The sequence below is a fragment of the Yoonia sp. genome (assembly GCF_030731595.1).
GTDB lineage: Bacteria > Pseudomonadota > Alphaproteobacteria > Rhodobacterales > Rhodobacteraceae > Yoonia.
Map to the genome: position 1 here is coordinate 38322 of NZ_JANQTS010000064.1, position 22219 is coordinate 60540.

Here is a 22219-nt window from a genome sequence, read left to right on the forward strand (position 1 = left end):
CTTGGCCATTACACGCCGCATATTCGTTGCAGGTGCCGCCGCCGCGATCGCGTCGCCGATGTTGGCCCAAGCCGACCCTTGGGCGGGCATCGCTGACGCGGCAGGTGCGCTGTCGCAATGTCATGCGCTGGCGGTCCGCCAACAAGGGCAGCCCGTCCTGACAGAGGTTTTTCGTGGGCCCGCTATCGGGCGTGCTGTCCCCATCAAATCGGTGTCCAAAACCATCGTCGCGGCGCTGACGGGTGCTGCGTTGGATCGTGGGGAAATATCATCGCTGGATGCAACGCTGGGCGAGGTCGCCCCGCGATTGATCCCCGCGGGTGCGGATCCGCGTGTTGCAGGGATCACGATGGAAAATCTGATCACCATGCAAGCCGGATTGGAACGCACGTCAGGCGCAAATTATGGCAGTTGGGTCAGCAGTAGCAACTGGGTGGCAAACGCCTTGGGCCGCCCTTTCGTTGCCGAACCGGGAGAGCGGATGCTCTATTCCACGGGTTCATTCCACGTGCTGGGCGCGGTCTTGGCCGAGGTGTCCGGGCAATCCCTGCTGACGCTTGCGCGCGCACGTTTGGGGGACCCGCTGGGCATCGAAGTACCTGCTTGGACACGCGACCCGCAGGGCCGGTATCTGGGCGGGAACGAGATGGCGCTGACCCTTGATGGCATGGTCCGCTTTGGTGAAATGTACCGGCAAGGTGGTGCATTCGCGGGCGCGCAGGTTCTGAGCCGCGATTGGGTCGCGCGGTCGTTTGACGTGCGGACCCGCTCTGCGTTTTCAGGACTGGATTACGGCTATGGCTGGTTTTTGGGGCAGGGTGATGGAGTGCGATATGCCCTTGCGCGGGGCTATGGCGGCCAGATCATTTGCGTCGCTCCGGCGGTCGGCATGACTTTGGCGTTGACCTCTGACCCGCTGCAACCGGCCCGCAGCGGGGGTTACTTTGGCGATTTGCAGCGGCTGATCGAGCGCCAGATTCTGCCTTTGGCGAAAGCGCAGGTCACGTAAGGTGGGTTGAAACCCACCTTACCTGCGGCTCTAGCGTGACAGGCTTTGCGCAAGCCGCATCAATTGCACCGCTTCGGTCCGGTAGCCAAAGGCATCTTCACCCCTGTTGGCATTGGCCAGCGCGATGGCCGCGTCATATCCCCAATCGCCAAGGTATTGCGGATTGCGCAACAACTGCCCGAAGCCTGCAATCGCGGCGGCGAAATTTGCCTCTGTCCCCGGAATGCCGCTGCCCACTATCGGTGTTTCGATCAACTGGCTGACATCTGCGCCCGGTGCTTTATAGCGCAGTTTGACGAACCCCAATTCGTCCGACGCTGACGCCACCGTATTGGGCGCGTAGCGCAGCGGATCGCTAAGTTGCGCGGGGCTTCCCACTGGGGTGATCTCATAAATCGCCGTGACAGAATGACCCGCGCCAAGCTCGCCCGCATCCACCGCATCGTTGTTGAAATCCTCGCGGTTCAGCGCGCGCGTCTCGTATCCGATCAGGCGGTATTCGGCGACTTGTGCCGGATTGAATTCAACCTGCACTTTCACGTCTTCTGCAATCGCAAACAAAGCGCCGGACAATTGGTCAACCAGCACTTTCTGCGCCTCTGACAGCGTGTCGATATAGGCCGCCGTGCCATTTCCGTTCTGGGCCAGCGCCTGCATTGTCGCATCATCGAGATTGCCACGCCCAAAGCCCAGAACGCTCAGGTAGGTGCCCGTGTCCCGCTTGTCGGCGATGAAAGCCTTCAGTGCGTCAGGGTTGCTGATGCCGACATTGAAATCACCATCCGTCGCAAGGATCACACGGCTCACCTCGCCATTGGTGGCCATGGCATCGGCAATCGCATAGGCCTGTTCCAGCCCGCCTTGCCCGTTTGTGGACCCACCTGCGCCCAAGCCTTGGATCGCCTGCAGGATCGTTGTCCTGTCAGATGCGGGGGTGGGGGCAAGCACCTGACCCGCGCTGCCCGCGTATTCAACAATGGCCACCTCATCTTGGGGGCGCAACCGGTCGACCATCAACCGGAAAGACTGCTTGAGCAGCGGCAGCTTGGCGGGGTCATCCATGGACCCAGAGGTGTCGATCAGGAACACAAGGTTCAGCGGTGGCCCGTCGTCCAGCGCTGGCATCTGTCCCTGCAGAGCGATGTGCACCAGTTGGGTATCGGCGTTCCACGGCGTTTGGAAGGTCGTCACCGTAGGCCGGAACGGTGCCTCGCCCAAATCGGGTGCGGGATAGTCGTAGGGGAAGTAGTTGATCATCTCTTCGATCCGGACCGCCTGCGCGGGGGGCAATTGCCCACGCGACAAAGAGGACCTGACAATCGCATAACTCGCCGTATCCACGTCGATCGAGAAGGTCGAGACAGGGTCCTCTGACGTGATCCGCAGCGGGTTTGTGTCGGCATTGGCAAAAGCCTCGGTTTGCGCGGGCGGCGCGATAAAGCGCGCATCCGGCTGCGATGCGGGTGCCGGAAGGATCATGATTTCCTCAGTGACAGCGCCGGACAATCCACGCATGTTTGGCGGAGCCGCCGGAGCAAGCTCGGCGGCACCCTCCACAGCATCCGAGAGTGCCGTGCTTTCCATCGCTATCGAAGCCTCTGGCGCAGGTGTCGGGGGCGTCGGGGCTGTTTCGCCTGTGTCTTGTGCGTCCTTGATCGCTAGCCGGCTCCGCTCTGCCGGGGCGGTGGCGCGATTTGCAAAGCTCTCGTCTTGCTCTGGCATGGTGAGCGGCAACTGCTGCACTTGCGGCAAAGCCGAGGAGGACTCGGGGGCAATGGTGTTTGTTGCCATCACATCTTCCGCCACAGATGCGACCCCGTCCTGCGGCGCACTGCGGATCGTGTCGAACTCTGTCATTGTGATTTGCGGGTTTGATGGGGGGCGCAGCAAATCCTGCGCTTGCGGTGTCAAAAGCAGAAAGCCGCAAGCGACGAGGGCTGTCGTCGTGGTCAGCGCACCTTTTGTGGTCATTGTGTTCAGCATGGTCCTCACTCCTGTCCAAAGGCCCTTTGGCCTGTTTGTAGAAGTGGGACGCGGGGCAGTGCGCGATCCTTGGATGTCGGCAAAGTTTTTCTGCGCCAATGCGATGTTCTCGGCCCGCCGCGCCGCATCCGGTCGCGGCGTTGCTGCATCCATCATCGCCTTGAGGTCGTCGAGGTCGTCATTCATACCGCGTCCTCCTTTTCCTTGATCGCGCGGAGCGCTTTTTTGGCCTCGGATATCCGCCAGCTGATCGTGCCTTCTGACACGCCCAGCACCTCGGCGGCCTGTGCATGGGTCATGTCGTCCAGCACAAGGGCGAGCGTGTCGCGCAGGTCGTCGTTCAATTGGTTCATCGCGGCAGTCAGCCAATCCAGTTGTGCGCTTGTGTCTGCGATTGCAGCCTTGCGGCCTGTTTCCCAATCGCCCCAACCATCCGAGGCTTTCATATATGTTGCCCGCTTGCGCCTGCGGTCATGGGCGGCATTCACAGCAACACGGTAAAGCCATGTGGTGACCTTTGCCCGGCCTTGATAGCTCGCCAGCTTGGCAGGCAGGGCGGCGCAGATGTCCTGGGTCAGGTCTTCGGCCTCGGCACGGGCGCCGGTCAGACGAAAGCAAAAGGCAAAAAGCCGGTCGTAGTGCCGGTCAAGCAAGCTTGCAAAGGCCGCCCCGTCACCGGAAGCGGCCGCAGTTGCCAGGTCTTCATCGCTTGTCATCATACGCATCACGGTGGTTAGACGCGCGCGATTGGTCAATCCTTGGAATGAGGCGAAATTTTTCTTGCAGTGCCCGTCCGGTGAATTTTTGTCGGCCCCTGCAGGTAAGGTGGATCATGATCCACCTTACTTTTTCAATCACACACTCATGCAGATGTATTTCATCTCCAAGTAGTCCTCGATCCCGTGGTGTGATCCTTCGCGGCCCAGACCGGACTGTTTGACCCCGCCAAAGGGCGCTACCTCGGTCGAGATGATCCCTGTGTTCACACCAACAATCCCGTATTCCAGCGCTTCGGCCACTTTCGTGACGCGGCTCAGGTCCTTGGCATAGAAATAAGAGGCCAGACCAAAGATCGTGTCATTGGCCAAGGCGATCACATCGTCCTCGTCTTCGAATTTGAACAGCGGCGCGAAGGGGCCAAAGGTTTCGTCGGTGCTGACCATCATCTCTTTGGTCGCGTTGGTCACGATCGTGGGTTCAAAGAACTGCCCACCAAGCCCGTGCGGCTTCCCGCCCGTCAGGATCTGACCGCCCTTGGAAAGTGCATCCGCGAGGTGCTCTTGTACCTTGTTCACCGCCGCGGGCTCGATCAGCGGACCAAGCGTTGTGCCGTCGGTCATCCCGTCGCCCACGCGCAGGTTTTCCACTGCGACCTTCAGTTTGGCTGCAAAGGCATCGTAGACACCGGCCTGCACATAAATCCGGTTTGCACAGACGCAGGTCTGGCCGTTGTTGCGGAATTTGCACGCGATAGCACCGATGACAGCTTCGTCCAGATCGGCATCATCAAAGACGATGAAGGGCGCGTTGCCACCCAACTCCATCGAACATTTCATCACCTGATCGGCGGCTTGCTTGAGCAGGATGCGCCCGACTTCGGTGGAACCGGTAAAGGTCAGTTTGCGCACGATGGGGTTTTCGCAGAACTCTTTGCCAACCTCGGAGGATGAGGTGGATGTCACCACAGAAAGCAGACCCTTTGGCACGCCTGCTTCTTCGGCAAGCTTGCCCATCGCCAGTGCGGATAATGGTGTCAGCGATGCTGGGCGCACCACAAATGCACAGCCAGCGGCCAGGGCAGGGGCGACCTTACGGGCAATCATAGCATTGGGGAAATTCCAAGGTGTAATCCCTGCGGCCACGCCGATGGGTTGCTTGATCACGGTGATCCGCTTGTCGGCCATGTGGCCAGGGATGGTTTCGCCGTAGATGCGCTTGGCCTCTTCGCCGAACCATTCCACAAAGGACGCGCCATAGGCCACTTCGCCCCGTGCTTCGGCCAGTGGCTTGCCCTGTTCGGCGGTCATGATGATGGCAAGGTCTTCCTGGTTTGCCATCATGAGGTCGAACCATTTGCGCAGCACTTTCGCACGGTCTTTGGCAGCAAGAGCGGCCCATGGTTTTTGCGCGGCTTCGGCGGCTTTGATGGCGGCCGCAACTTCGGCGCGGGACAAATCGGGCACTTTGGCGATGACGTCACCACGGGCAGGGTTTGTGACGTCAAATGTTTTGCCCGATGCCGCCTGCACCCATTCGCCCGCGACAAAGGCGTCTTCGCAGACAAGGTCGGGACGCGACAGCAGGGATTTGAGGTTTGTGGTTTCGTCAAGCATTGTAGCCTCCGTCGTTGTTCGGGGCTATGTGACCTATGCGGGGGACCGCCGTAAAGGGGGATATGATGGATTGGGATGATGCTTACGCGAATGCGGCCCATATTCCGGGGGCAGATGCCTATCCGGGGAAATGGACACAGGCTGCATCTGCGTTTCGTGCGGAGGCTATGTGCGAGGTCGATTTGCCTTATGGTGAGTCCCTGCGCCAGAGATTTGATCTGTTCCACCCGCCGCGGCTGGCCAAAGGTTTGGTGGTCTTTGTGCATGGTGGCTATTGGCTGCGGTTCGACAAATCCTTCTGGTCGCATTTGGCGGCCGGGCCCTTGGCGCATGGCTGGGCTGTGGCCATGCCGTCCTATGACTTGTGCCCAGCGGTCAGGATTGGCGACATAGGCCGCCAAGTTGCGACAGCGATTGGCGTTGTCGCAGAGCGGATACCCGGACCGATCCGGCTGGTGGGTCATTCGGCGGGTGGCCACTTGGTTGCGCGCATGACAGCCCCGCGTCTTGGTGCACGCTGGCAAGAACGTGTAGAGCGCTTGGTTGCAATCTCGCCGGTTGCCGATCTTGCGCCGCTGATGCGGACCTCGATGAATGTCGACCTGAAGATCGACGCGGTTGAAGCATTGGCAGAAAGCCCGGTTCACTTGCCTCCTCCGTCCATCCCAGTGACAGTCTGGGTCGGGGCTGACGAACGGCCAGTGTTCTTGGAGCAAGCCCAGTCGCTTGCGGAAGCGTGGCAATGCGAACAGGTTGTTGAGCCCGGATTGCACCATTTCAATGTGGTGGAAAGACTGGCCGAACCGAACAGCTTGCTGACATTGGCTGTCGTCAGCGCAGCATGAATCAAAGCATGCACCCTCAATATTCGTGCTGTTGGTAGACCTAAACCCAATATCAACATAGTGTATGGGAGAATTTGAAGAGCGCGAATCGCGCAAGATGTGGGTGGTATCGGAAAATGGGTTTTGTACGCGGTTTAATGATTGTTCTGGCAACTGGTGCTTTGGTCGCTTGCGAGCGTAGCGGCGACGACAATGGCGTGGTCGATGGCGGGATCGATGGTGGCTTGTTGCGCGATGGGGTCGCAAACGTCTGGATTGATCCCGATGGATGCCAGCATTGGTACATCGATGACGGGATCGAAGGTTACATGACGCCTCGTTTGAACCGCGATGGCACGCCAAAATGCCAGGACACACGCGGTACCATTATCCTCAAGGATGGAAGCACAGTGCCGGCAGAGCAAGAGCCGTCGAATTCCTGATTGGTTTGTACAGCTTACAAACCTATTGAAAAGGCATCGGGTCGCGGGTGCCTTTCGTGTTTCGTCCTTATCGCATCGGACTGAATTGCGCGTCAGACAAGGTGCAATCTCGGACAACATCGCTGCCGCAAGTGCGGAACTCCAGATCACGTGTCATGCAAATACGGGCTTCTTGTATATAGCCTGATTTGCAGGTGATCGTGATCTGGTCAGCCGAAAGTTGCGGATTGTCGCGCAGAAACGCCTCTTCGATGAGGGACACGGGCAGGGTCACTGCGCGGTCCAGCCTGCGAAACACTCCCGGTCGCGTGATCCGCCCGAAAGCCTCTCGGGAAAGCGCGAAGTAATCATCCGCCGATAGCCCCGAACAGACACCGTGCTTGCGCCACTGATGCCAAGCCAGACCCGAGGATCCCATGATATCGGCCATCGCAGCTGTGTCGCTGCGGCTTGGCGCACGCTGGTTGGTCGCGCAGTTGGCAGGGTAGCCTTGTTCGTATTGCGGCCAAAGCCCATGCAAAATCCAGCCGAAATCCGCAGAAGGATCGCATTGTGGCGCGTTGCGTGCGTCACCTTCCAAGGCGCACCAATTGGCCGACCATGACAGGGAAACGACGTAGTAGTCGAAGGCGCCTGCACGGTCTTGGGCCGTTGCAGGGGCAGCAAGCAGACAAAGCAGAGCCAAAAAGCGGTGCATTTTGATCTTTCCTATCGGTTTCAGGCTCACTATATAGGCTTCAAGTTCCCCGACAATGCGAACCCGGCCGCCAAAACGGTCTGCCCATTCAAGGGTGCGGGAAAGGCTTGTCTGTTGATAAGATGGAGATGAAAGATGTCCGATAAACCGATTATGGCAAAAGCCACCGCTGTTTGGCTGTGCGATAACACCACACTGACGTTCAAGCAGATTGCAGAGTTCTGCGGCTTTCACGAATTGGAAGTGCAAGGGATCGCCGATGGCGATGTGGCGATGGGCGTGAAAGGCTTTGACCCGATCGCGAACAATCAACTGACGCAAGAAGAGATCAGCAAAGGCGAGGCTGACCCTGCCCACAAGCTGAAGCTCAAGTTCTATGCTGCAGCAGCAGGCGAGGAAAAACGCCGTGGTCCGCGTTATACGCCCCTGTCCAAGCGTCAGGATCGCCCGGCATCCATCTATTGGCTGGTCAAGTTCCACCCTGAATTGACCGATGGCCAGATTTCCAAGCTGGTTGGCACAACCAAACCGACCATTCAGGCGATCCGCGAGCGGACACATTGGAACATCAACAACATCGAACCGATTGATCCGGTTGCTTTGGGCCTTTGCAAGCAATCCGAACTGGACGCCGCTGTGCAAAAGGCAAACGCCAAGCGGGCCAAGGATGGCGAAGCCATGTCGGATGACGAGCGCCGCAAACTTGTCAGCACAGAGCAGTCGCTGGGTATGCCAGCGGAACCCAAGATGCCAAGTGCAATGGCCGGGCTGGAAACCTTCAGCCTGTCTGATCCGCGTGGTGATGATGAAGACGAAGAAGATATGCGCGATGTTTCAGATGCGGACAGCTTCTTTAACTTGCCGGACGATGACGACAGCAAGGACTGATCCGGTCTTTACCTGTCGCGGAAAGAGCGCCCCTCAGTGGGCGCTCTTTTTTATTGCGGCCTGCGGGCAACCACAAAGCGCGCATGGGTGTTCGCGCCGAAATATCCGGCTTCTACAACCTCAAACCCGGTGCGGCGGAATGCATTCTCGAGCTCTTCCGCGCTGAAAAGCAGCACATGGGGTGCTTTGCCAACAAGTTGCATCGCCTTCACGGCCATTGGAATAAAGCGGTTCATCTCGCGCAGGCAGGCGGTTTTGGAAATGATAAAACCGCCGGGTTTCAGCTGCTCGCGCAGGTGCATCAATGTCTCGGGCAGGTCATCGGCCAGATGCAGGATGCTGAACGCGCAAATCGCGTCAAAGGGTGCGCCCGTGACCGAAGTCATGATTTCGGACTGTACGAAACTGACGTTTGCAACCCCCTGATCCCTCCGCTTGCCTTCTGCGATGGCAAGCATCTTTTCCGAAACATCGCTTGCAGTGATAGCGCGGACCGATTTGGACAGGGTCAATGCTGTCGTGCCGGTGCCGCACCCGACCTCGAGCAGATGATCATTGGGGTCTAGGTAGTGCCGCGCTCTTTCCAGCGTATCCTCGTAGGCCACCATGTCCTTGATCGGGCTGGCTGCATACTTCTGCGCGGCCTTGTCCCAAAACTTTGCCTTATTCATCACCACATCGCTCCTTGGCGGGTCTACACTCTTGGGCATGCGCTATATATACACAGACAATATATGAATTGCGAAAATTTGCAGTGTTAGTATACAAATATGCATGAATTGGCGGGCGATCTCTTTTGACTGGAATCAGGTGCGGGCCTTTTTGGCCACCGCCGAGGAAGGGTCATTGAGTGCGGCGGCCCGTGCGCTGGGATCGACCCAGCCAACGCTGGGCCGTCAGGTGACCGCGCTGGAAGAAGCGCTTGGTGTCACCTTGTTTGAACGATCGGGGCGGTCTTTGGTCATGACCACGGCGGGGCATGATCTGCTAGAGCATGTCAAAGCTATGGGCGATGCCGCCAGCCGCATTTCCATGGTGGCATCCGGTCAGTCGCAGGATGTGGCTGGCAAGGTCACGATCACGGCAAGCGAGTTGTTCGCGGCCGGTTTGCTGCCGGCCATCGTGCAAAAACTGCGAAGCGAAGCGCCCGGCATCGAGATTGAAGTCGTCGCTTCCGACCGGTTGGAGGACCTCACCCGCCGTGACGCCGACATCGCCATCCGGCACGTGCGCCCCGATCAGCCTGACCTGATCGCCCGACAACTGACCAATTTCACGGCGAGTTTCTATGCATCATCCGCCTATATCGCCCAGAACGGGCGGCCTGAAACTGCGGATGACGTTGCCGGGCACCAGTTCATTGGCCCACGTGATACCGCGCAGATGCTGGCAATTCTGGCAGGTATGGGGATCATCATCGCCCCCGATCAGTTCAAGACAACGTCCGACAGCGGTTTTGTGATGTTGGAAATGATGCGCGCGGGGCTGGGGATCACCGTTTTGCCGGACAGGGTATGGCCTGATACCGGCGGGGTAGAGCGGGTCTTGACCCAAGTAGATCCTATCAGTTTTCCTGTCTGGCTCGCTACTCATCGCGAACTCAAGACCAGCCGACGTATCCGGACCGTTTTTGACGCTTTGGCAATAGGTCTTTCAGGCGTGCGGACTGGCCCTATGGCGTAACCAATGATCGGACGATGTCGCGCAGGTCGTTTGCATTCATCTGGTCTTGCGCCGCAAAAACGACGAAGGTTGCCAAAGTGTCGATCCGTTGCGGATTTGTGCCCGCAGGCAAGGCCTCAAGATCCGTGATCCAGAGTTCTTTGACATCTATGGTCACGTTCGCCAGTACGCAGTTCCCAAAGCGGGTACGCACTTGGTCACAGATATCCTGCGCTTGCGTCATGGCAGCGCGGCGCGTTGCGGCGTCATTGGGAGGAAGGAGATTTCCCTCATAGGGCAGTTGCGCTGCGGTACGGATCAGCGTCCCATTCTCAATCGCAGAAGGATCACCCAGAGGCGATGCGGGGATAAAGCGCAACAAGCCCCGCAGCTCAATCTTGCCCTGACGGTTTTCGCGTGCTTCCGAGTAGTGCAGATCGCAGGAGAGTCCGATGCTCTGGATGATATCCTCGCAATAGCGGATCAGGCGAGCGGGTGCCCGCGCGGCAGCATAAAGCGGGATACGGGCCTCGGCGGGTGGCGTTTCGTCTGCGGCAAGCAAGTCTTCCAGTGTGACGATCTCGGAAATGGCCACATAGCGCGAGTCGGTCAGCGTATCGGTGTCGAACATATCCCTGACATCGGCGCGATTGCGCAGCCAAGCCAAGGGGTTGCTGGGCATCTCCCGCACAACGGGGACATCAGTCTCTCCATTCAAAACGGCTTCATTCTGCGCGGTCACTTCATTGACCCAGAGGCTCATGTTGATCCCCCAGACATTCAGCGCGATGAACGGTGCCGCAACAATGAGGCCAACAATCGCGATAAGGATACGGATGCCTGTCATTGTGCAGCCCTCGTCACAACCGCTGGGTCAAGCAGGCTGGCATCGCCGCCAATTGCAGCCACAAGCAGGTCGTTGTGCAAACGTTCGGTCATCGCTTGGCGCGTGGCTGTGTCGCCCGCAATCATGTGATCGGTTTGCATGAAATAAACGTCACGTCCGGCCATAGAGCGGTAAGGGATCGGTTCCGAAGGCTGCGGCCCGACCAAGACATGCGCGGCATCGCGTGCTGTCACCAGATTGGTGCTTGCGTCCACACCTAAGGTTGCGGTGTACCAACTGTTATAGGCAGCATATCCTTTGGCATAAGAAGACATCTGGTTTTCATAAAGCGTGTTGCCGCGTTCGGCCTTGATTGACCCGATCCAGTCCGGTTGCGGGTTGCGCCAAGGCCGGATCATGCAGGGGCGGATTTCGTCATCCGCGCCGAAACTATGCGCTGCGACAAAATCCGGAACAAGCAGAGCTTCGAAAGTGGCGTTGTTGGGTGGAGCAACAAGCCCGGAAAAGCTGGAGGCGATGATAGCAACATGGGCCACGGTGACATTCGGCGCCGAGTGGATATTCCAGATCACGCCTGGGCCGAGGTTCTGCAAGACCAGATAGAGCGGGGCACTTGTGTCAGTGAGAAAGACATCAAGACTGGTTTTTTGGTCAGTGATGCGTGCGTCCGAGACTGCGGACTTTCCGTTTTTTGTCACCGCCTCGATATTGGCAAGCAAAAGCGCTGCAAGCGCCTGGTCGGAAAAGGCTTGGATCGGTGCGGGAAGTAACGCGGTTTCAATCCGTACGTTGACGACTTTTTCCGTAGGGAGAGGATTGCGCAGATCGCATTGTGCATTGCGCGCAAACGGAAGAAGGGCACCAATCGCCGTATCACCCGTTGGAAGAGCAATCTGTGTCGCGATGTCATTCAGGCTCAGTGGCCCTGTTCCCTGATGCGCCACCGCTGGCGATGCAAAAAGAGGCCCCTGATCTGACATGGTATCAGACTCGACAGGGCGCGGTGCCGCGACCTCGGTGGTTGCGTCGACGTCAACAGATGCAACAGAGTTTACCTCCGAGGAGGTCAGCCCCGCTACAGCCTGCTTCAGATCTTCTGGGATTGCGTGCCAGCCATAGTAGCCGCCGGCGCCGAGTGCCGCAAAGATGAATGCCCAGATGATACCGTTACGCACAGTATTGTCTTCTTTTGGAACACCGTAAGTGTTGTTCGGCTCCGACCGGCTTGGGCGCTGTGGCGCAGGTTGTTCTGCCGCCCCGGCTTTCTTTTGTTCAATACGACGGAGGCGTTCTGCGAAGTCTTGCTGGCGTTGCTCATTACTCATCTCTTGGGATTCCATCACTGTTGCTCGTGGCTAAGCCAAGATTGGGGCACTTCATGTCCGAAGATGTGTCAATATCTTGAAGAATGCAGCCTTCTAGAGTGCTTTTCGGGCATTCAGCGCAGCGGTGATCGTCCCATCGTCGAGATAGTCGAGTTCTCCGCCGACCGGCACGCCTTGGGCCAATGAGGTGACAGTGATTCCGGGAAGTTGGTCGGCGATGTAATGCGCGGTCGTTTGGCCATCTATCGTGGCACCCAGGGCCAGTATGACTTCGGTCACCTCTTCGGTCTTGATCCGGTCAAGCAATTTGGGAATGCGCAATTCGTCAGGGCCAATCGCGTCCAGCGCCGAAAGTGTGCCGCCAAGTACATGGTAACGCCCCTTGAACACCTGTGCGCGCTCCATCGCCCAAAGATCGGCCACGTCTTCGACAACAGCGATCTGGCCGATGCCGCGCTTTTCGGATTGGCAGATATCGCAGATGTCAGCAGTGCAGACATTCCCGCAATTCAGACATTCGCGGACGGTTGCCCCAACCCGCTGCATGGCATCGGCAAGAGGCAAGAGCACAAGCGACCGTTTCTTGATCAGGTGAAGCACTGCCCGCCGGGCAGAGCGTGGCCCCAGCCCCGGCAGTTTCGCCATCAGCGCGATAAGGTTGTCGAGGTCTTCTGTGCCGTTTGTCATGCTACTCTTGCTGGTGCGAACAAATTTCGCCGAAATTTGTTCGGCGCCCTAAGAATTTTCGCGAAAATTCTTCCGCGCTAGAAGGGCAGGTTCATACCCGGTGGCAAGCCCAAGCCTTCGGTCAGCTTGCTCATCTCGGCTTGCGCCCGCTCGGTTGCCTTGCTCTGGGCATCTTTGATTGCGGCAAGGATCAGGTCCTCGACCACTTCCTTGTCATCGCCGTTGAAGATGGACGGATCAATATCCAGGGCCTTCAATTCGCCCTTGGCTGTGGCTGTCGCCTTGACCAGACCGGCACCGCTGACACCTTCGACCATGATGTTTTCAAGGTCTTCCTGCATCTGGGCCATCTTGCCCTGCATCTCTTGCGCCTGCTTCATCATCTTGGCCATATCGCCAAGCCCGCCTAGTCCTTTGAGCATCCTGCTGATCTCCCGTCATTCACTGCGTCGCGCTTTGGGCGCTGTATAAAGCACTACACCGATACCAATAGCCACAGCAACCGTAATGAAAAGCGCGGGGCTGCCCACGCAACCCTCGGCCATCGCGGCCTGTCTGAGACCATCGCTGTTGCCCCAGCCCGTGACCATATAGGTTGCAATGCTCCACCCCACGACCACCGCAACGCCGCCCAATTCGTGGCGCAAACGCACCGCAAGTGCCGAGGCGAGCACCAAGATCAGAACCAGCGGAGTCTGGAACATCACAAGCAACTCTCCCAGGGCTGTCACTTCCGCGCCGTCCCAGCCCGGGCGCACAGTCGTGCAGGCATCGGCCCAAGCCGGTGCGGGCCCAAGCAAAGTGGCCGCAGTGATCAATCGTCGTCGAACGGGTCCCATTCTTCGTCAACCTCTGGCAGGGCATCCATCAAGGCGTCCTGCGTTTTATCTGCTTCAGTGCGGATTTCGGTGATCTTTGCCTTTGGGAATGCCGCAATAACCGCCTGCACCAACGGATGTTGTTCAGCCTTCAGCCGGAGCGCATTCTCGGCCGCATCGCGGGTTTCTGCGATAGTTGGTGCGCCACCTTCGGGAACCACTGTGATGGCCCAGCGGTTTCCGGTCCATGCCTGCAGGCGCGACCCAAGCCGTCCGACAAGATCAGGCGATGCGGTGTCGGTCGGGTTCACCTCGATCCGGCCCGGCTGGTAGTTGACCAGCCGCAGTCCGGTTTCGACCTCGACCAACAGCTTTACGTCGCGGTGCGCGCGGATCAATTCCACCACATCTTCGAACCGCGCATAGTGGTGCAGCGCATCGGTGGCGAGGGCTGTTGCTGTTTGCGCCCCGGATGCTGACGGCCCGCTTGGCCCCGCATGTGTCGGCGTGACCGTGTTCCCGCTGGCATGGGTGGTCCCGCCCCGAGGTGCGGGCCGCCCGCCCGACGGGCCACCTTGTGGTGGCGTCGCGTCTTGCAGTTTACGGACCAGTTCTTCGGGGCTGGGCAGATCGGCCACATGCGTCAGCCGGATCACCGCCATTTCGGCGGCCATCATCGCGTTCGGGGCCATGCCGACCTCTTCCAGTGCTTTGAGCAGCATCTGCCACATGCGCGACAGGACCCGCATCGGCAATGTGCCGGCCATGGCTTGACCGCGTGCGCGTTCATCGGGGCTGATCGTGGGATCTTCTGCGGCCTCTGGCGTGATTTTGACCACGCTGATCCAGTGGCAGACTTCGGCCAGATCGCGCAGGACCGCCATCGGATCGGCGCCGTCGGCGTATTGGCCGGACAGTTCTGTCAGTGCCGCAGCGGCCTCGCCCTTCAGAATCAGATCGAAAAGGTCCAGCACGCGGCCACGGTCCGCCAGCCCCAGCATGGCGCGGACCTGTTCGGCGGTCGTTTCGCCCGCACCGTGGCTGATTGCCTGATCCAGCAGGGATTGCGCATCGCGGGCCGATCCTTCGGCGGCGCGCGTAATCAAGGCAAGCGCCTCATCGGTGATATCGGCCCCTTCGGCGGTGGCAATTTTGCGCAGAAGGGCAATTTGCGTTTCCGGTTCGATCCGGCGCAGGTCAAAGCGCTGGCAGCGCGACAGAACCGTGACCGGAACCTGCCGGATTTCGGTTGTCGCAAAGATGAATTTTACATGGGCGGGCGGTTCTTCCAGCGTCTTGAGCAGCGCGTTGAAAGCGTTCTTGGACAGCATGTGGACTTCGTCGATAATGTAAATCTTGAAGCGGGCAGAGGCCGCCCGATAATGCACACTGTCGATGATTTCACGGATATCGCCCACGCCGGTGCGCGATGCGGCGTCCATTTCCATGACATCCACATGGCGGCCCTCCATGATCGCCACGCAGTGTTCGCATTGTCCGCAAGGTTCTGTCGTGGGGCCGCTCTTGCCATCCGGCCCGATGCAATTCATCCCCTTGGCGATGATCCGCGCCGTGGTGGTTTTACCCGTCCCGCGGATGCCCGTCATGATGAAGGCCTGTGCAATCCGGTCTGCCGCAAAGGCATTTTTCAGCGTGCGCACCATGGCGTCCTGCCCCACCAGATCGGCGAAGGTTTCAGGCCGGTATTTCCGGGCAAGCACTTGATAGGCGGGTTGGTCAGTCATGGCGGCCTTTGCACAGGATTCGGGCGTTGCAACAGACTAGGTGCTGCGCCGGTGAAGGTCTACCGTATCAAAGCAGGATAAGATCAGGCCAGTTGCCTCTTGCGCGGGGTCGCATGACCCGTGCACCTTATTTCAAGACGCGCAGAACCGCGTGCGGGAAGGAACAAGGGTCACCATGCAAGAGTTTGTCATCCATAGTTTGCCCGCTGGCGGAGGAGTGCTTGCGCTTTCGCCGTTGCCCGGCCGTACCCGCCACTACCATGCGGATTGGTTGCGGTTGCTGGAATGGCAGCCACACCTTGTTATTTCCATGACTGAGCAAGCAGAACTTGACCGTAAGGGGGCAGGGAGTTTGGGCACCGATCTGGCCAATGCGGGTATCGACTGGCTGCACCTGCCTGTTCCTGATTTTGGTGTTCCGGTGGCGATGGATTGGCCCGCCGTCCGCGATCAGGCTCTTGGTATTCTGATGCAAAGGCGGCGTGTGCTGGTCCATTGTTTTGGTGGATGCGGCAGGTCAGGCATGATGGTCTTGCGCCTGATGATCGCAGCAGGCGAGGCGCCTGACGCGGCCCTGGCGCGGTTGCGGCACATCCGGCCCTGTGCGGTCGAGACCGAGGCGCAGATGGATTGGGCCGTGCAGGTCGCAGCGACCTAGCGCCCCTTTTTCTTGACCGCCGACTTGATCATCTTGCCCAGCTTGCGGTTGCGATCCCGTGCTTGCGCAATGGTATCTGTCGCATGTTGGTTTTCGCGCTTGAGCTTTTTGAAGCGTTTGAGCCGCTCGGGGTCGATCTCGCCGCGCTCAATCGCGGCTTGGACGGCGCAACCCGGCTCTGTCTCGTGGTCGCAATCGCGGAATTTGCAGGCTTCGCCCAGTTCTGAAATCTCTGGGAATGTGGCATCAATCCCAAAGGCGACCTCGGCTACCCCCAGCCCCCGCATCCCCGGCGTGTCGATCAGCCAGCCGCCAGTCTTCATGCGGTGGAGCGACCGCCCTGTGGTCGTGTGCCGCCCGCGTGCATCGTCTTCGCGGATATCGCGTGTCAGCGCATTTCCACCGGTCAGTGCATTTGCGATTGTGGTCTTACCAACGCCCGATGATCCTGCAAGCGCGACGGTCTGCCCCTTGCCGCACCAAGGTTCCAGAAGGCCAGCCACGTCACCGGTCTTGGCATCGAGTGCGACGACTTCAAGATTGCGTCCCAAGACGCGGGCCTGATCGATATAGCTGTCAGGATCATCGCATTGATCGGCCTTGGTCAAAAGAATGACCGGCGTGATTCCCGCGTCATGGGCCAATGCCAGATAGCGTTCCAACCGCGCGGGGTTGAAGTCGTTATTGCAGGACGAGGTGATAAACAGCGTATCAAGGTTCGCCGCAATCAGTTGCTTTTCGCCGGTGTGGTATTCGGTCCCGCGCGTCAGTTCTGTTTGCCTGTCCAAAACACGGATCAACCGGTGTTGTTCAGGCGCGCAAAGCACCCAATCGCCCACGCCAACGGCGGCAGTTGTCAGACCGGGCTCCAGCGTCAGTTCCAGCGGGCCAATTTCGGAAAAGCCCACAACCCGATCGCGGTGGACTGTGGCAATGCGGGCAGGGGTCAGTGTCTCAAGCTCTTCGATTTCAAGCTGGGACATGAAGAAAGGCGACCATCCAAGGTCGGCGCGAGTCATATCTGTCAAGGGTCTGTCCTCGTCAAAGTCATCAAGGGGGCTGACTGTCTGAAACAATCAGCAAGAACCGGACGAGGGGACGGAAATTGCTTCAGCGCACCCGGACCGGGAGGGATGTTCTTGCGACACTCATAAACATCCTCCTTTTCTGGATGTGGCTTCGAATTCACCAGACTCCGCGAGATTGCTGTGCAATTTCACTCTGTCGGGCGTCGCGTTTGCCTGCGGCAAAACGCTTGGGTGAGAGGCTGACAACGACCCAAGCGGGGCTCGTTATGGCTGCTTCCTTCCGGACCTGACCAGGTTGGCGAGGCGCTCGCCCGCGCCAACCTCTCGATGGGTGATATAAGGTGAGTCCGCCGTCATCGCAAGGTGTCAGAAGCTGATCTGATATGTATCAAACCCGTCAGCCCCTGCGCCGATGTATGTGATCGGACCGGCGAGGTGCGCTTGCGCCGCCGGTGCGCTTTGAAAGGTCGCAGCCGTCTGCGGTATCTTGCAGAACGACCATGTGGGCTGGCCGGGTCCCTTGACCTCTGCGCTGTCTCTCAAATGCGCGACAAGCATTTCGCGGATCGGTTGATGCATCACATGCAAGATATCGGAGTGGGGCAGAGCGGGGAAACCGCCGCCGCCTTTGCAGCGATAGCTCGTTGTCGCGATGACAAAGGTGTCAGTGTCTGCAACCGGCTTATCGTGATAAGACAGATTATGGATACGACGGGATCTTGGATTGATTTCGGAACCATCCATGTCAAAGCGCGCAGGCTGGGTCAGGTCGATTTCGTAGGACAGACCGAAGATGGTATCGCAGTTATAGCCGGGGTTCAGCGGGTTGAGCAGCGGTTGATCTCTTTGACCGGCAGTGATCTGGTAGTAGTATGAGGCGGCTCTTTCCAGCCAGGTCGCCAGTTGCGCGCCTGTCCGACGCACGCCGCAAACCGTATCGGCAAAAGGAAAGATCGCGGCGGCATCACGCAAAGTGATCGGTCCGGGGGCGATGTCGATGTAATGCCCCATGCCACCGCGCCCACCCGAACGAAAAGGAGATGTCGCGGCAAGCACAGGCAGGTCCGCCTCTGGCGTGCCGTCAATCGCTGCGGCGAGAGTATCCTGCATTGCCAGCGCAAGCAGTTCTTGGCTCAGATCGGGTTGCACGGTTGCAAAATAGCTGTGGATCGGGACTGCCGTATGCGCAATCGGTGCACTCATCTTTGCCAAGGTGGCGGTATGCGCGGCAGCGATAAGGCTGCGCAATTGCTGCCCAACCGGGCTTTGCGTATTCGGTGTGACGACTGCTGGCTCAAGGCGAACGCGATGACCGCAAACAGCCCATCCTTTTTCATTCCAAGACAAATCGAGATCAATGACACCCAGCGTCTTGCCACTGAACGTGGCCATCACAGCGGGCTTGCCGTGCAATGTGCCTGCCAAGGGGTCGATTTCTTTGGTAGCGGCTTGGGTCAAGTTCGGAAACGCTTCATGGGTGTGCCCCGCCAGAATGACATCAATCCCGTCGACCGAGGCCAAAGGGACAGCGGCATTTTCCATCCGCGGTGTTGGCGCAGCGGCGCCGATCCCCGAATGGCAAAGCGCGATGATCAAATCGGCACCTGCGTCGCGGATCTGCGGCACAATGCGGTTCGCTGCTTCGATAATGTCCCCTGCCAGTATGCCACCCTTGCCCGTCTTGTCGCCCCAATCTTGGGACTGCGGCGGTCCAAAGCCCGTGACCCCGATCCTGATGGGGCGTGATAGGCCATCATCGCAGACAATCTGCCGCTCTATGATTGCATAGGGCAGGCAAAGTGCAGGCCCTTCAACCGCACTGAGATTGGCACTGACGACGGGAAACCTGGCCGTGCGCAGTGCGTTGCGCAGCACATCAAGGCCAAAGTCAAAATCGTGATTGCCAATCGTCATTGCATCATAGCCCAGAAGGTTCAGCGCCTGTAGCATTGGATGCGGCGCACCTGCGCTCAGGTGTTTTGCAAGATAGTCGGCCAGCGGGCTCCCTTGAATCAGGTCGCCGTTGTCACAAAGAATCGTTGTCGTCTTGTCCGATTTCAGCGCCATGATCTGATCAGCCAAGCTGACCAGGCCAGTCGCCGGGTCAATCCGTTGCGAAAAATAGTCGAACGGCAAGAGTTGCATATGAAGGTCGGTCGTTTGCAGAATCCGCAGTTGCCCCGTGACTGGCGCGTCCATTGGTGGGGATTGCGTAAGACTGCTCATGAGGCAACAGTAATGAACTTGGTTCGCGCTTGCCAACACAGACAGTCAGAAGAAATTGAACTTCACCCAGGTCCGTGTCATCTGAGCCGAATGAGAATTGCAGAGACAGTCACATTCGGTGGATCAGGGCTTGATCGTGCAGCAGAGTTGCGCGGCAAGACAGAGGCATTGAAAGCGCAAGATGATGCGCAAACCATCCTTCTTTGGCAGGGCAAGCCGATGATCGCAGGCGATACGCTGGTGCGTGTTGCGATGGATCATCCTGTGATGGCGGATGCGGGCGCTGATCTTGTCTTTCTGGGACGTGAAAACGCCGCACCTGTTTTTGCCGCAGACTTGTCGGGCTGGACCCCGGAAAACCTTGAGACCGCGACGCTCGACAGTTTTCTGGACCCTTCCGAGCAGCGTCACCCAGCCATGCCAGAGGCAGTTTTTGCAGAGTTGCGGGCGATCATGAATCGCCTGACAGCACGTGACGCTGAACTGGCGGCAACGGCCAAGGCCATCATGGGCTGGCACCGTTCGCATCGGTTCTGCGCGCGTTGCGGCACTGAAAGCACAATCGCTATGGGCGGTTGGCAGCGCGACTGCGCGGCTTGCGGCGGGCATCACTTTCCGCGCACTGATCCGGTGGTCATCATGTTGATCACGCATCAGAACGCTGTGCTGTTAGGTCGCTCTCCTGGATGGCCGGAGGGCATGTATTCGTTGCTTGCCGGATTTGTGGAACCCGGAGAGACAATCGAAGCTGCCGTGCGTCGCGAGGTGTTTGAGGAGGCGGGCGTCCGCGTGGGTCAGGTGTCGTACCTGGCAAGCCAGCCTTGGCCGTTTCCGTCATCATTGATGTTCGGGTGTGCGGGCGAGGCCTTGAGCACGGAACTGACCATTGATCCCAATGAAATCGAAGATGCCATTTGGGTGACACGCGAGGAGCTGGCGCTGGCGTTCAGCGGCAATCATCCCAAGCTATTGCCCGCGCGAAAAGGAGCCATAGCGCATTTTTTGCTTGAGGCATGGCTCGCTGATCGGCTTGATTGAACGAAGACTGAAGGACTGAAGTAAATGAAGCTGAGCACGCGCGAGGATATCGAGGCCCCGATCGACTATGTATTCGGCCGGGTCAGTGACTTTGCAGCCTTCGAGCGGCGGGCTTTGCGCCAAGGTATTACCGTCTCGCGCAGGCAAGAAGGCGAGGCCTGTGTGGGGACGCTTTGGGACATCGCCTTTCGGTTTCGTGACCGAGAACGCAGGGTCGTGGCGGAACTGACAAAGCTGGACAGGCCGGAAATGATCGAAATCGTCAGCCAATCTGACGGTCTGTCGGCAAATACGCAGGTCGAACTCGTCGCGCTGTCCCAGTCGCGGACCCGCGTCTTGGTTGCATTCGAGCTGAGCGCAAAGACACTGACGGCGCGCCTTTTGCTGCAATCTTTGAAACTTGCCAAATCCAAACTGACCAAACGCTTCAAGGCGCGTGTTTCGGACTATGCCGAAGCGCTCGAGGACGATTTCCGCCGCGGGCAATAGGCCTATTCGATCTTGCCTTCATGTCTGCGTGCTGCTGACGGGTAGACACCCATCACCAGCAAATGGTCTGTGAAATAGCCCAGCTCTTCCAGCGCTAGTTGCACGTTGGCGTCGTCCGGGTGGCCTTCGATCTCGGCGTAGAACTGGGTGGCGGTAAAATCGCCGCCAACCATGTAGCTTTCCAGTTTCGTCATGTTCACGCCATTGGTCGCGAAACCGCCCATCGCTTTGTAAAGCGCTGCAGGAATGTTGCGCACGCGGAAGACGAAACTGGTCATCATCCCGTAATCGCCCCTGCGCGTATAATCCGGCTCTCGGGACATGATCAAAAAGCGGGTCGTGTTCCGCGCATTGTCTTCGATGTGGCGCGCCAGAACCTTGAGACCATAAATGCCCGCGGCCAATTCCGATGCGAGTGCGGCAACGGTCACATCTCCGCCGGCCGCCACTTCGCGGGCTGCACGGGCATTGTCGGAACTTGTCACGCCGGTGATGCTGTTTGTGCGCAGGAACTGGCTGCATTGGGGCAAGATGACCGGATGGCCGTGGGCCTCCTTGATGTCTGCCAGTTGCGCCTCGGGCTTACCCAGCAGGTTGATATGCACACGCACAAAGGTTTCATCCACAATATGCAGCCCGCTTTGTGGCAAGAGCGAATGCACATCGGCGACCCTTCCGTAGGTCGAGTTTTCGACAGCGATCATTCCAAGCTCGGCCTTGCCGGTCCTCACAGCCTCGATCGCGGCCTCAAAAGTACTGCATGGCAGCGGGTCAAAGTCAGGGCGGGCGGTCACACAGGCCTCGTGACCATAGGCGCCCAATTCCCCTTGAAAGGCGATTCTTGGTGACATGAATGTGACCTCCTTGCTCTGCCCCGCGAAAAATGGGCATTTCGTCGCGCCAGTATACCTTGCAACCCGGTGTTGGAAGCGGTTAGACACCGACAAAACTTTGAACGAAATGGAACGCGACATGTTCGACACAATGACAATGACCAAATTGATTGGTGGTCTTTGCAGCACCTTCCTTGTTTTCTTGCTCGGCGCTTGGCTCGCAGAAGAGATATACCACGGTGGCGGACACGGTGATGGCGAGCAAGCCTACGTGATCGAAGTTGCCGGGGCCGAAGTTGCGGATGCAGAAGTCGTCGAAGAAGTGCCATTCTCTGTCGTCTTTGCATCAGCAAGTGCGACAGACGGCGAGGCGTTGTGGCGCGGTTGCCGGTCTTGTCACGCACTTGAGTCGGGCAATCACGGCACAGGTCCAGCACTTTATGGCATCGTGAACCGCCCTGTGCAGTTCTACGGCGATTTCAACTATTCGGGTGCTTTGGCCGAGGTGGTCGACGTCTGGACGCCTGAACACTTGAATTCTTTCCTTGAGAACCCGCGCGGCTATGCGCCGGGAACGGCGATGAGCTATAATGGTATGCGTAGCGTCGAGGATCGTGCAAACCTGATTGCTTATCTTGCGACGATCGGCGGTCAGTAAGGATCGCCTCGAAAAGCTGCAAGGCCGT

Annotated in this window: 23 protein-coding genes and 1 other RNA gene; 9 read left to right on the top strand and 15 right to left on the bottom strand. The window is 58.6% G+C overall.

Translation table 11 applies throughout. The features are described 5' to 3' along the window. The first annotated feature begins 1 nt into the window (after position 1). Entirely contained in the window at positions 2–1009 is a 1008-nt protein-coding gene (locus NWQ23_RS06600; RefSeq protein WP_306165466.1) for a serine hydrolase, read from the top strand. 30 nt (positions 1010–1039) lie between these two features. On the opposite strand, the gene NWQ23_RS06605 is transcribed toward NWQ23_RS06600, so the two are convergent. The 3 genes from NWQ23_RS06605 to NWQ23_RS06615 form a co-directional block, all read right to left on the bottom strand. After that, entirely contained in the window at positions 1040–3178 is a 2139-nt protein-coding gene (locus NWQ23_RS06605) for a VWA domain-containing protein (protein ID WP_306165467.1), read from the bottom strand. Then, on the bottom strand, positions 3175–3711 hold the full coding sequence (locus tag NWQ23_RS06610) for an RNA polymerase sigma factor (RefSeq protein WP_306165521.1): 537 nt from the start codon (positions 3709–3711) through the stop codon (positions 3175–3177). The genes NWQ23_RS06605 and NWQ23_RS06610 overlap by 4 nt, the downstream gene beginning before the upstream one ends. A gap of 135 nt (positions 3712–3846) precedes the next feature. Next, the gene (locus NWQ23_RS06615) at positions 3847–5325 is read right to left on the bottom strand and encodes an NAD-dependent succinate-semialdehyde dehydrogenase (RefSeq protein ID WP_306165468.1); all 1479 of its coding nucleotides are present in this window, start codon (positions 5323–5325) and stop codon (positions 3847–3849) included. A 65-nt stretch (positions 5326–5390) separates the two neighbouring features. Between NWQ23_RS06615 and NWQ23_RS06620 the strand changes: the two genes are divergently transcribed. Both NWQ23_RS06620 and NWQ23_RS06625 read left to right on the top strand, forming a co-directional pair. Further along, positions 5391–6170 carry an alpha/beta hydrolase gene (locus NWQ23_RS06620; protein WP_306165469.1) on the top strand — a complete coding sequence of 260 codons (780 nt, stop codon included), beginning with the start codon at positions 5391–5393 and terminating at the stop codon, positions 6168–6170. Between the two features lie 116 nt (positions 6171–6286). Further along, positions 6287–6592 carry a hypothetical protein gene (locus NWQ23_RS06625; RefSeq protein WP_306165470.1) on the top strand — a complete coding sequence of 102 codons (306 nt, stop codon included), beginning with the start codon at positions 6287–6289 and terminating at the stop codon, positions 6590–6592. Between the two features lie 67 nt (positions 6593–6659). Here the strand turns inward: NWQ23_RS06625 and NWQ23_RS06630 are convergent, their stop codons facing one another. Next, the gene (locus NWQ23_RS06630; RefSeq protein ID WP_306165471.1) at positions 6660–7289 is read right to left on the bottom strand and encodes a ribonuclease T2; all 630 of its coding nucleotides are present in this window, start codon (positions 7287–7289) and stop codon (positions 6660–6662) included. Positions 7290–7424: 135 nt separating this feature from the next. Between NWQ23_RS06630 and NWQ23_RS06635 the strand changes: the two genes are divergently transcribed. Beyond that, positions 7425–8177, top strand: a complete 753-nt coding sequence (locus tag NWQ23_RS06635; protein WP_306165472.1) for a DUF1013 domain-containing protein — start codon at positions 7425–7427, stop codon at positions 8175–8177. 50 nt (positions 8178–8227) lie between these two features. On the opposite strand, the gene NWQ23_RS06640 is transcribed toward NWQ23_RS06635, so the two are convergent. Further along, positions 8228–8848: a class I SAM-dependent methyltransferase gene (locus NWQ23_RS06640; protein ID WP_306165473.1), complete on the bottom strand. Its 621-nt coding sequence runs from the start codon at positions 8846–8848 to the stop codon at positions 8228–8230. Between the two features lie 103 nt (positions 8849–8951). On the opposite strand from NWQ23_RS06640, the gene NWQ23_RS06645 reads away from it, so the two are divergent. Next, on the top strand, positions 8952–9860 hold the full coding sequence (locus NWQ23_RS06645) for a LysR family transcriptional regulator (RefSeq protein WP_306165474.1): 909 nt from the start codon (positions 8952–8954) through the stop codon (positions 9858–9860). On the opposite strand, the gene NWQ23_RS06650 is transcribed toward NWQ23_RS06645, so the two are convergent. The 6 genes from NWQ23_RS06650 to NWQ23_RS06675 all read right to left on the bottom strand — a co-directional run bounded on the left by NWQ23_RS06650 (position 9850) and on the right by NWQ23_RS06675 (position 15261). Further along, a complete protein-coding gene (locus tag NWQ23_RS06650; RefSeq protein WP_306165475.1) occupies positions 9850–10686 on the bottom strand; it encodes a hypothetical protein in 837 nt (278 codons plus the stop codon). The genes NWQ23_RS06645 and NWQ23_RS06650 overlap by 11 nt on opposite strands. Next, complete coding sequence (locus NWQ23_RS06655; RefSeq protein ID WP_306165476.1) at positions 10683–12011, bottom strand: hypothetical protein; 1329 nt, start codon at positions 12009–12011, stop codon at positions 10683–10685. Before NWQ23_RS06655 ends, NWQ23_RS06650 begins: the two co-directional genes overlap by 4 nt. Positions 12012–12104: 93 nt before the next feature. Beyond that, complete coding sequence (gene recR, locus NWQ23_RS06660; protein WP_306165477.1) at positions 12105–12698, bottom strand: recombination mediator RecR; 594 nt, start codon at positions 12696–12698, stop codon at positions 12105–12107. A 77-nt stretch (positions 12699–12775) separates the two neighbouring features. Continuing rightward, positions 12776–13120, bottom strand: coding sequence for a YbaB/EbfC family nucleoid-associated protein (locus tag NWQ23_RS06665; RefSeq protein ID WP_306165478.1), 345 nt, complete (start codon positions 13118–13120; stop codon positions 12776–12778). 15 nt (positions 13121–13135) lie between these two features. Continuing rightward, entirely contained in the window at positions 13136–13537 is a 402-nt protein-coding gene (locus tag NWQ23_RS06670) for a hypothetical protein (protein WP_306165479.1), read from the bottom strand. Further along, positions 13513–15261: a DNA polymerase III subunit gamma/tau gene (locus NWQ23_RS06675; RefSeq protein WP_372340114.1), complete on the bottom strand. Its 1749-nt coding sequence runs from the start codon at positions 15259–15261 to the stop codon at positions 13513–13515. The genes NWQ23_RS06670 and NWQ23_RS06675 overlap by 25 nt, the downstream gene beginning before the upstream one ends. Before the next feature lie 175 nt (positions 15262–15436). Here NWQ23_RS06675 and NWQ23_RS06680 point away from each other — a divergent pair, with 175 nt between their 5' ends. Next, positions 15437–15919: a protein-tyrosine phosphatase family protein gene (locus tag NWQ23_RS06680; RefSeq protein ID WP_306165480.1), complete on the top strand. Its 483-nt coding sequence runs from the start codon at positions 15437–15439 to the stop codon at positions 15917–15919. On the opposite strand, the gene rsgA is transcribed toward NWQ23_RS06680, so the two are convergent. The 3 genes from rsgA to NWQ23_RS06695 form a co-directional block, all read right to left on the bottom strand. Further along, positions 15916–16938, bottom strand: a complete 1023-nt coding sequence (rsgA, locus tag NWQ23_RS06685; RefSeq protein ID WP_306165522.1) for a ribosome small subunit-dependent GTPase A — start codon at positions 16936–16938, stop codon at positions 15916–15918. The genes NWQ23_RS06680 and rsgA overlap by 4 nt on opposite strands. Positions 16939–17176: 238 nt before the next feature. Further along, positions 17177–17274, bottom strand: an RNA gene (gene ffs / locus NWQ23_RS06690) — signal recognition particle sRNA small type. 39 nt (positions 17275–17313) lie between these two features. Continuing rightward, positions 17314–19173: a bifunctional 2',3'-cyclic-nucleotide 2'-phosphodiesterase/3'-nucleotidase gene (locus tag NWQ23_RS06695; RefSeq protein ID WP_306165481.1), complete on the bottom strand. Its 1860-nt coding sequence runs from the start codon at positions 19171–19173 to the stop codon at positions 17314–17316. 90 nt (positions 19174–19263) lie between these two features. Here NWQ23_RS06695 and nudC point away from each other — a divergent pair, with 90 nt between their 5' ends. Together nudC and NWQ23_RS06705 are read left to right on the top strand one after the other, a co-directional pair. Continuing rightward, a complete protein-coding gene (nudC, locus tag NWQ23_RS06700) occupies positions 19264–20211 on the top strand; it encodes an NAD(+) diphosphatase (protein WP_306165482.1) in 948 nt (315 codons plus the stop codon). 24 nt (positions 20212–20235) lie between these two features. Next, positions 20236–20700, top strand: coding sequence for an SRPBCC family protein (locus NWQ23_RS06705; RefSeq protein WP_306165483.1), 465 nt, complete (start codon positions 20236–20238; stop codon positions 20698–20700). A gap of 2 nt (positions 20701–20702) precedes the next feature. On the opposite strand, the gene NWQ23_RS06710 is transcribed toward NWQ23_RS06705, so the two are convergent. Then, the gene (locus NWQ23_RS06710) at positions 20703–21551 is read right to left on the bottom strand and encodes a prephenate dehydratase (RefSeq protein WP_306165484.1); all 849 of its coding nucleotides are present in this window, start codon (positions 21549–21551) and stop codon (positions 20703–20705) included. Between the two features lie 121 nt (positions 21552–21672). Between NWQ23_RS06710 and NWQ23_RS06715 the strand changes: the two genes are divergently transcribed. Further along, positions 21673–22191 carry a cytochrome c family protein gene (locus NWQ23_RS06715; protein ID WP_306165485.1) on the top strand — a complete coding sequence of 173 codons (519 nt, stop codon included), beginning with the start codon at positions 21673–21675 and terminating at the stop codon, positions 22189–22191. Positions 22192–22219: the final 28 nt, after the last annotated feature.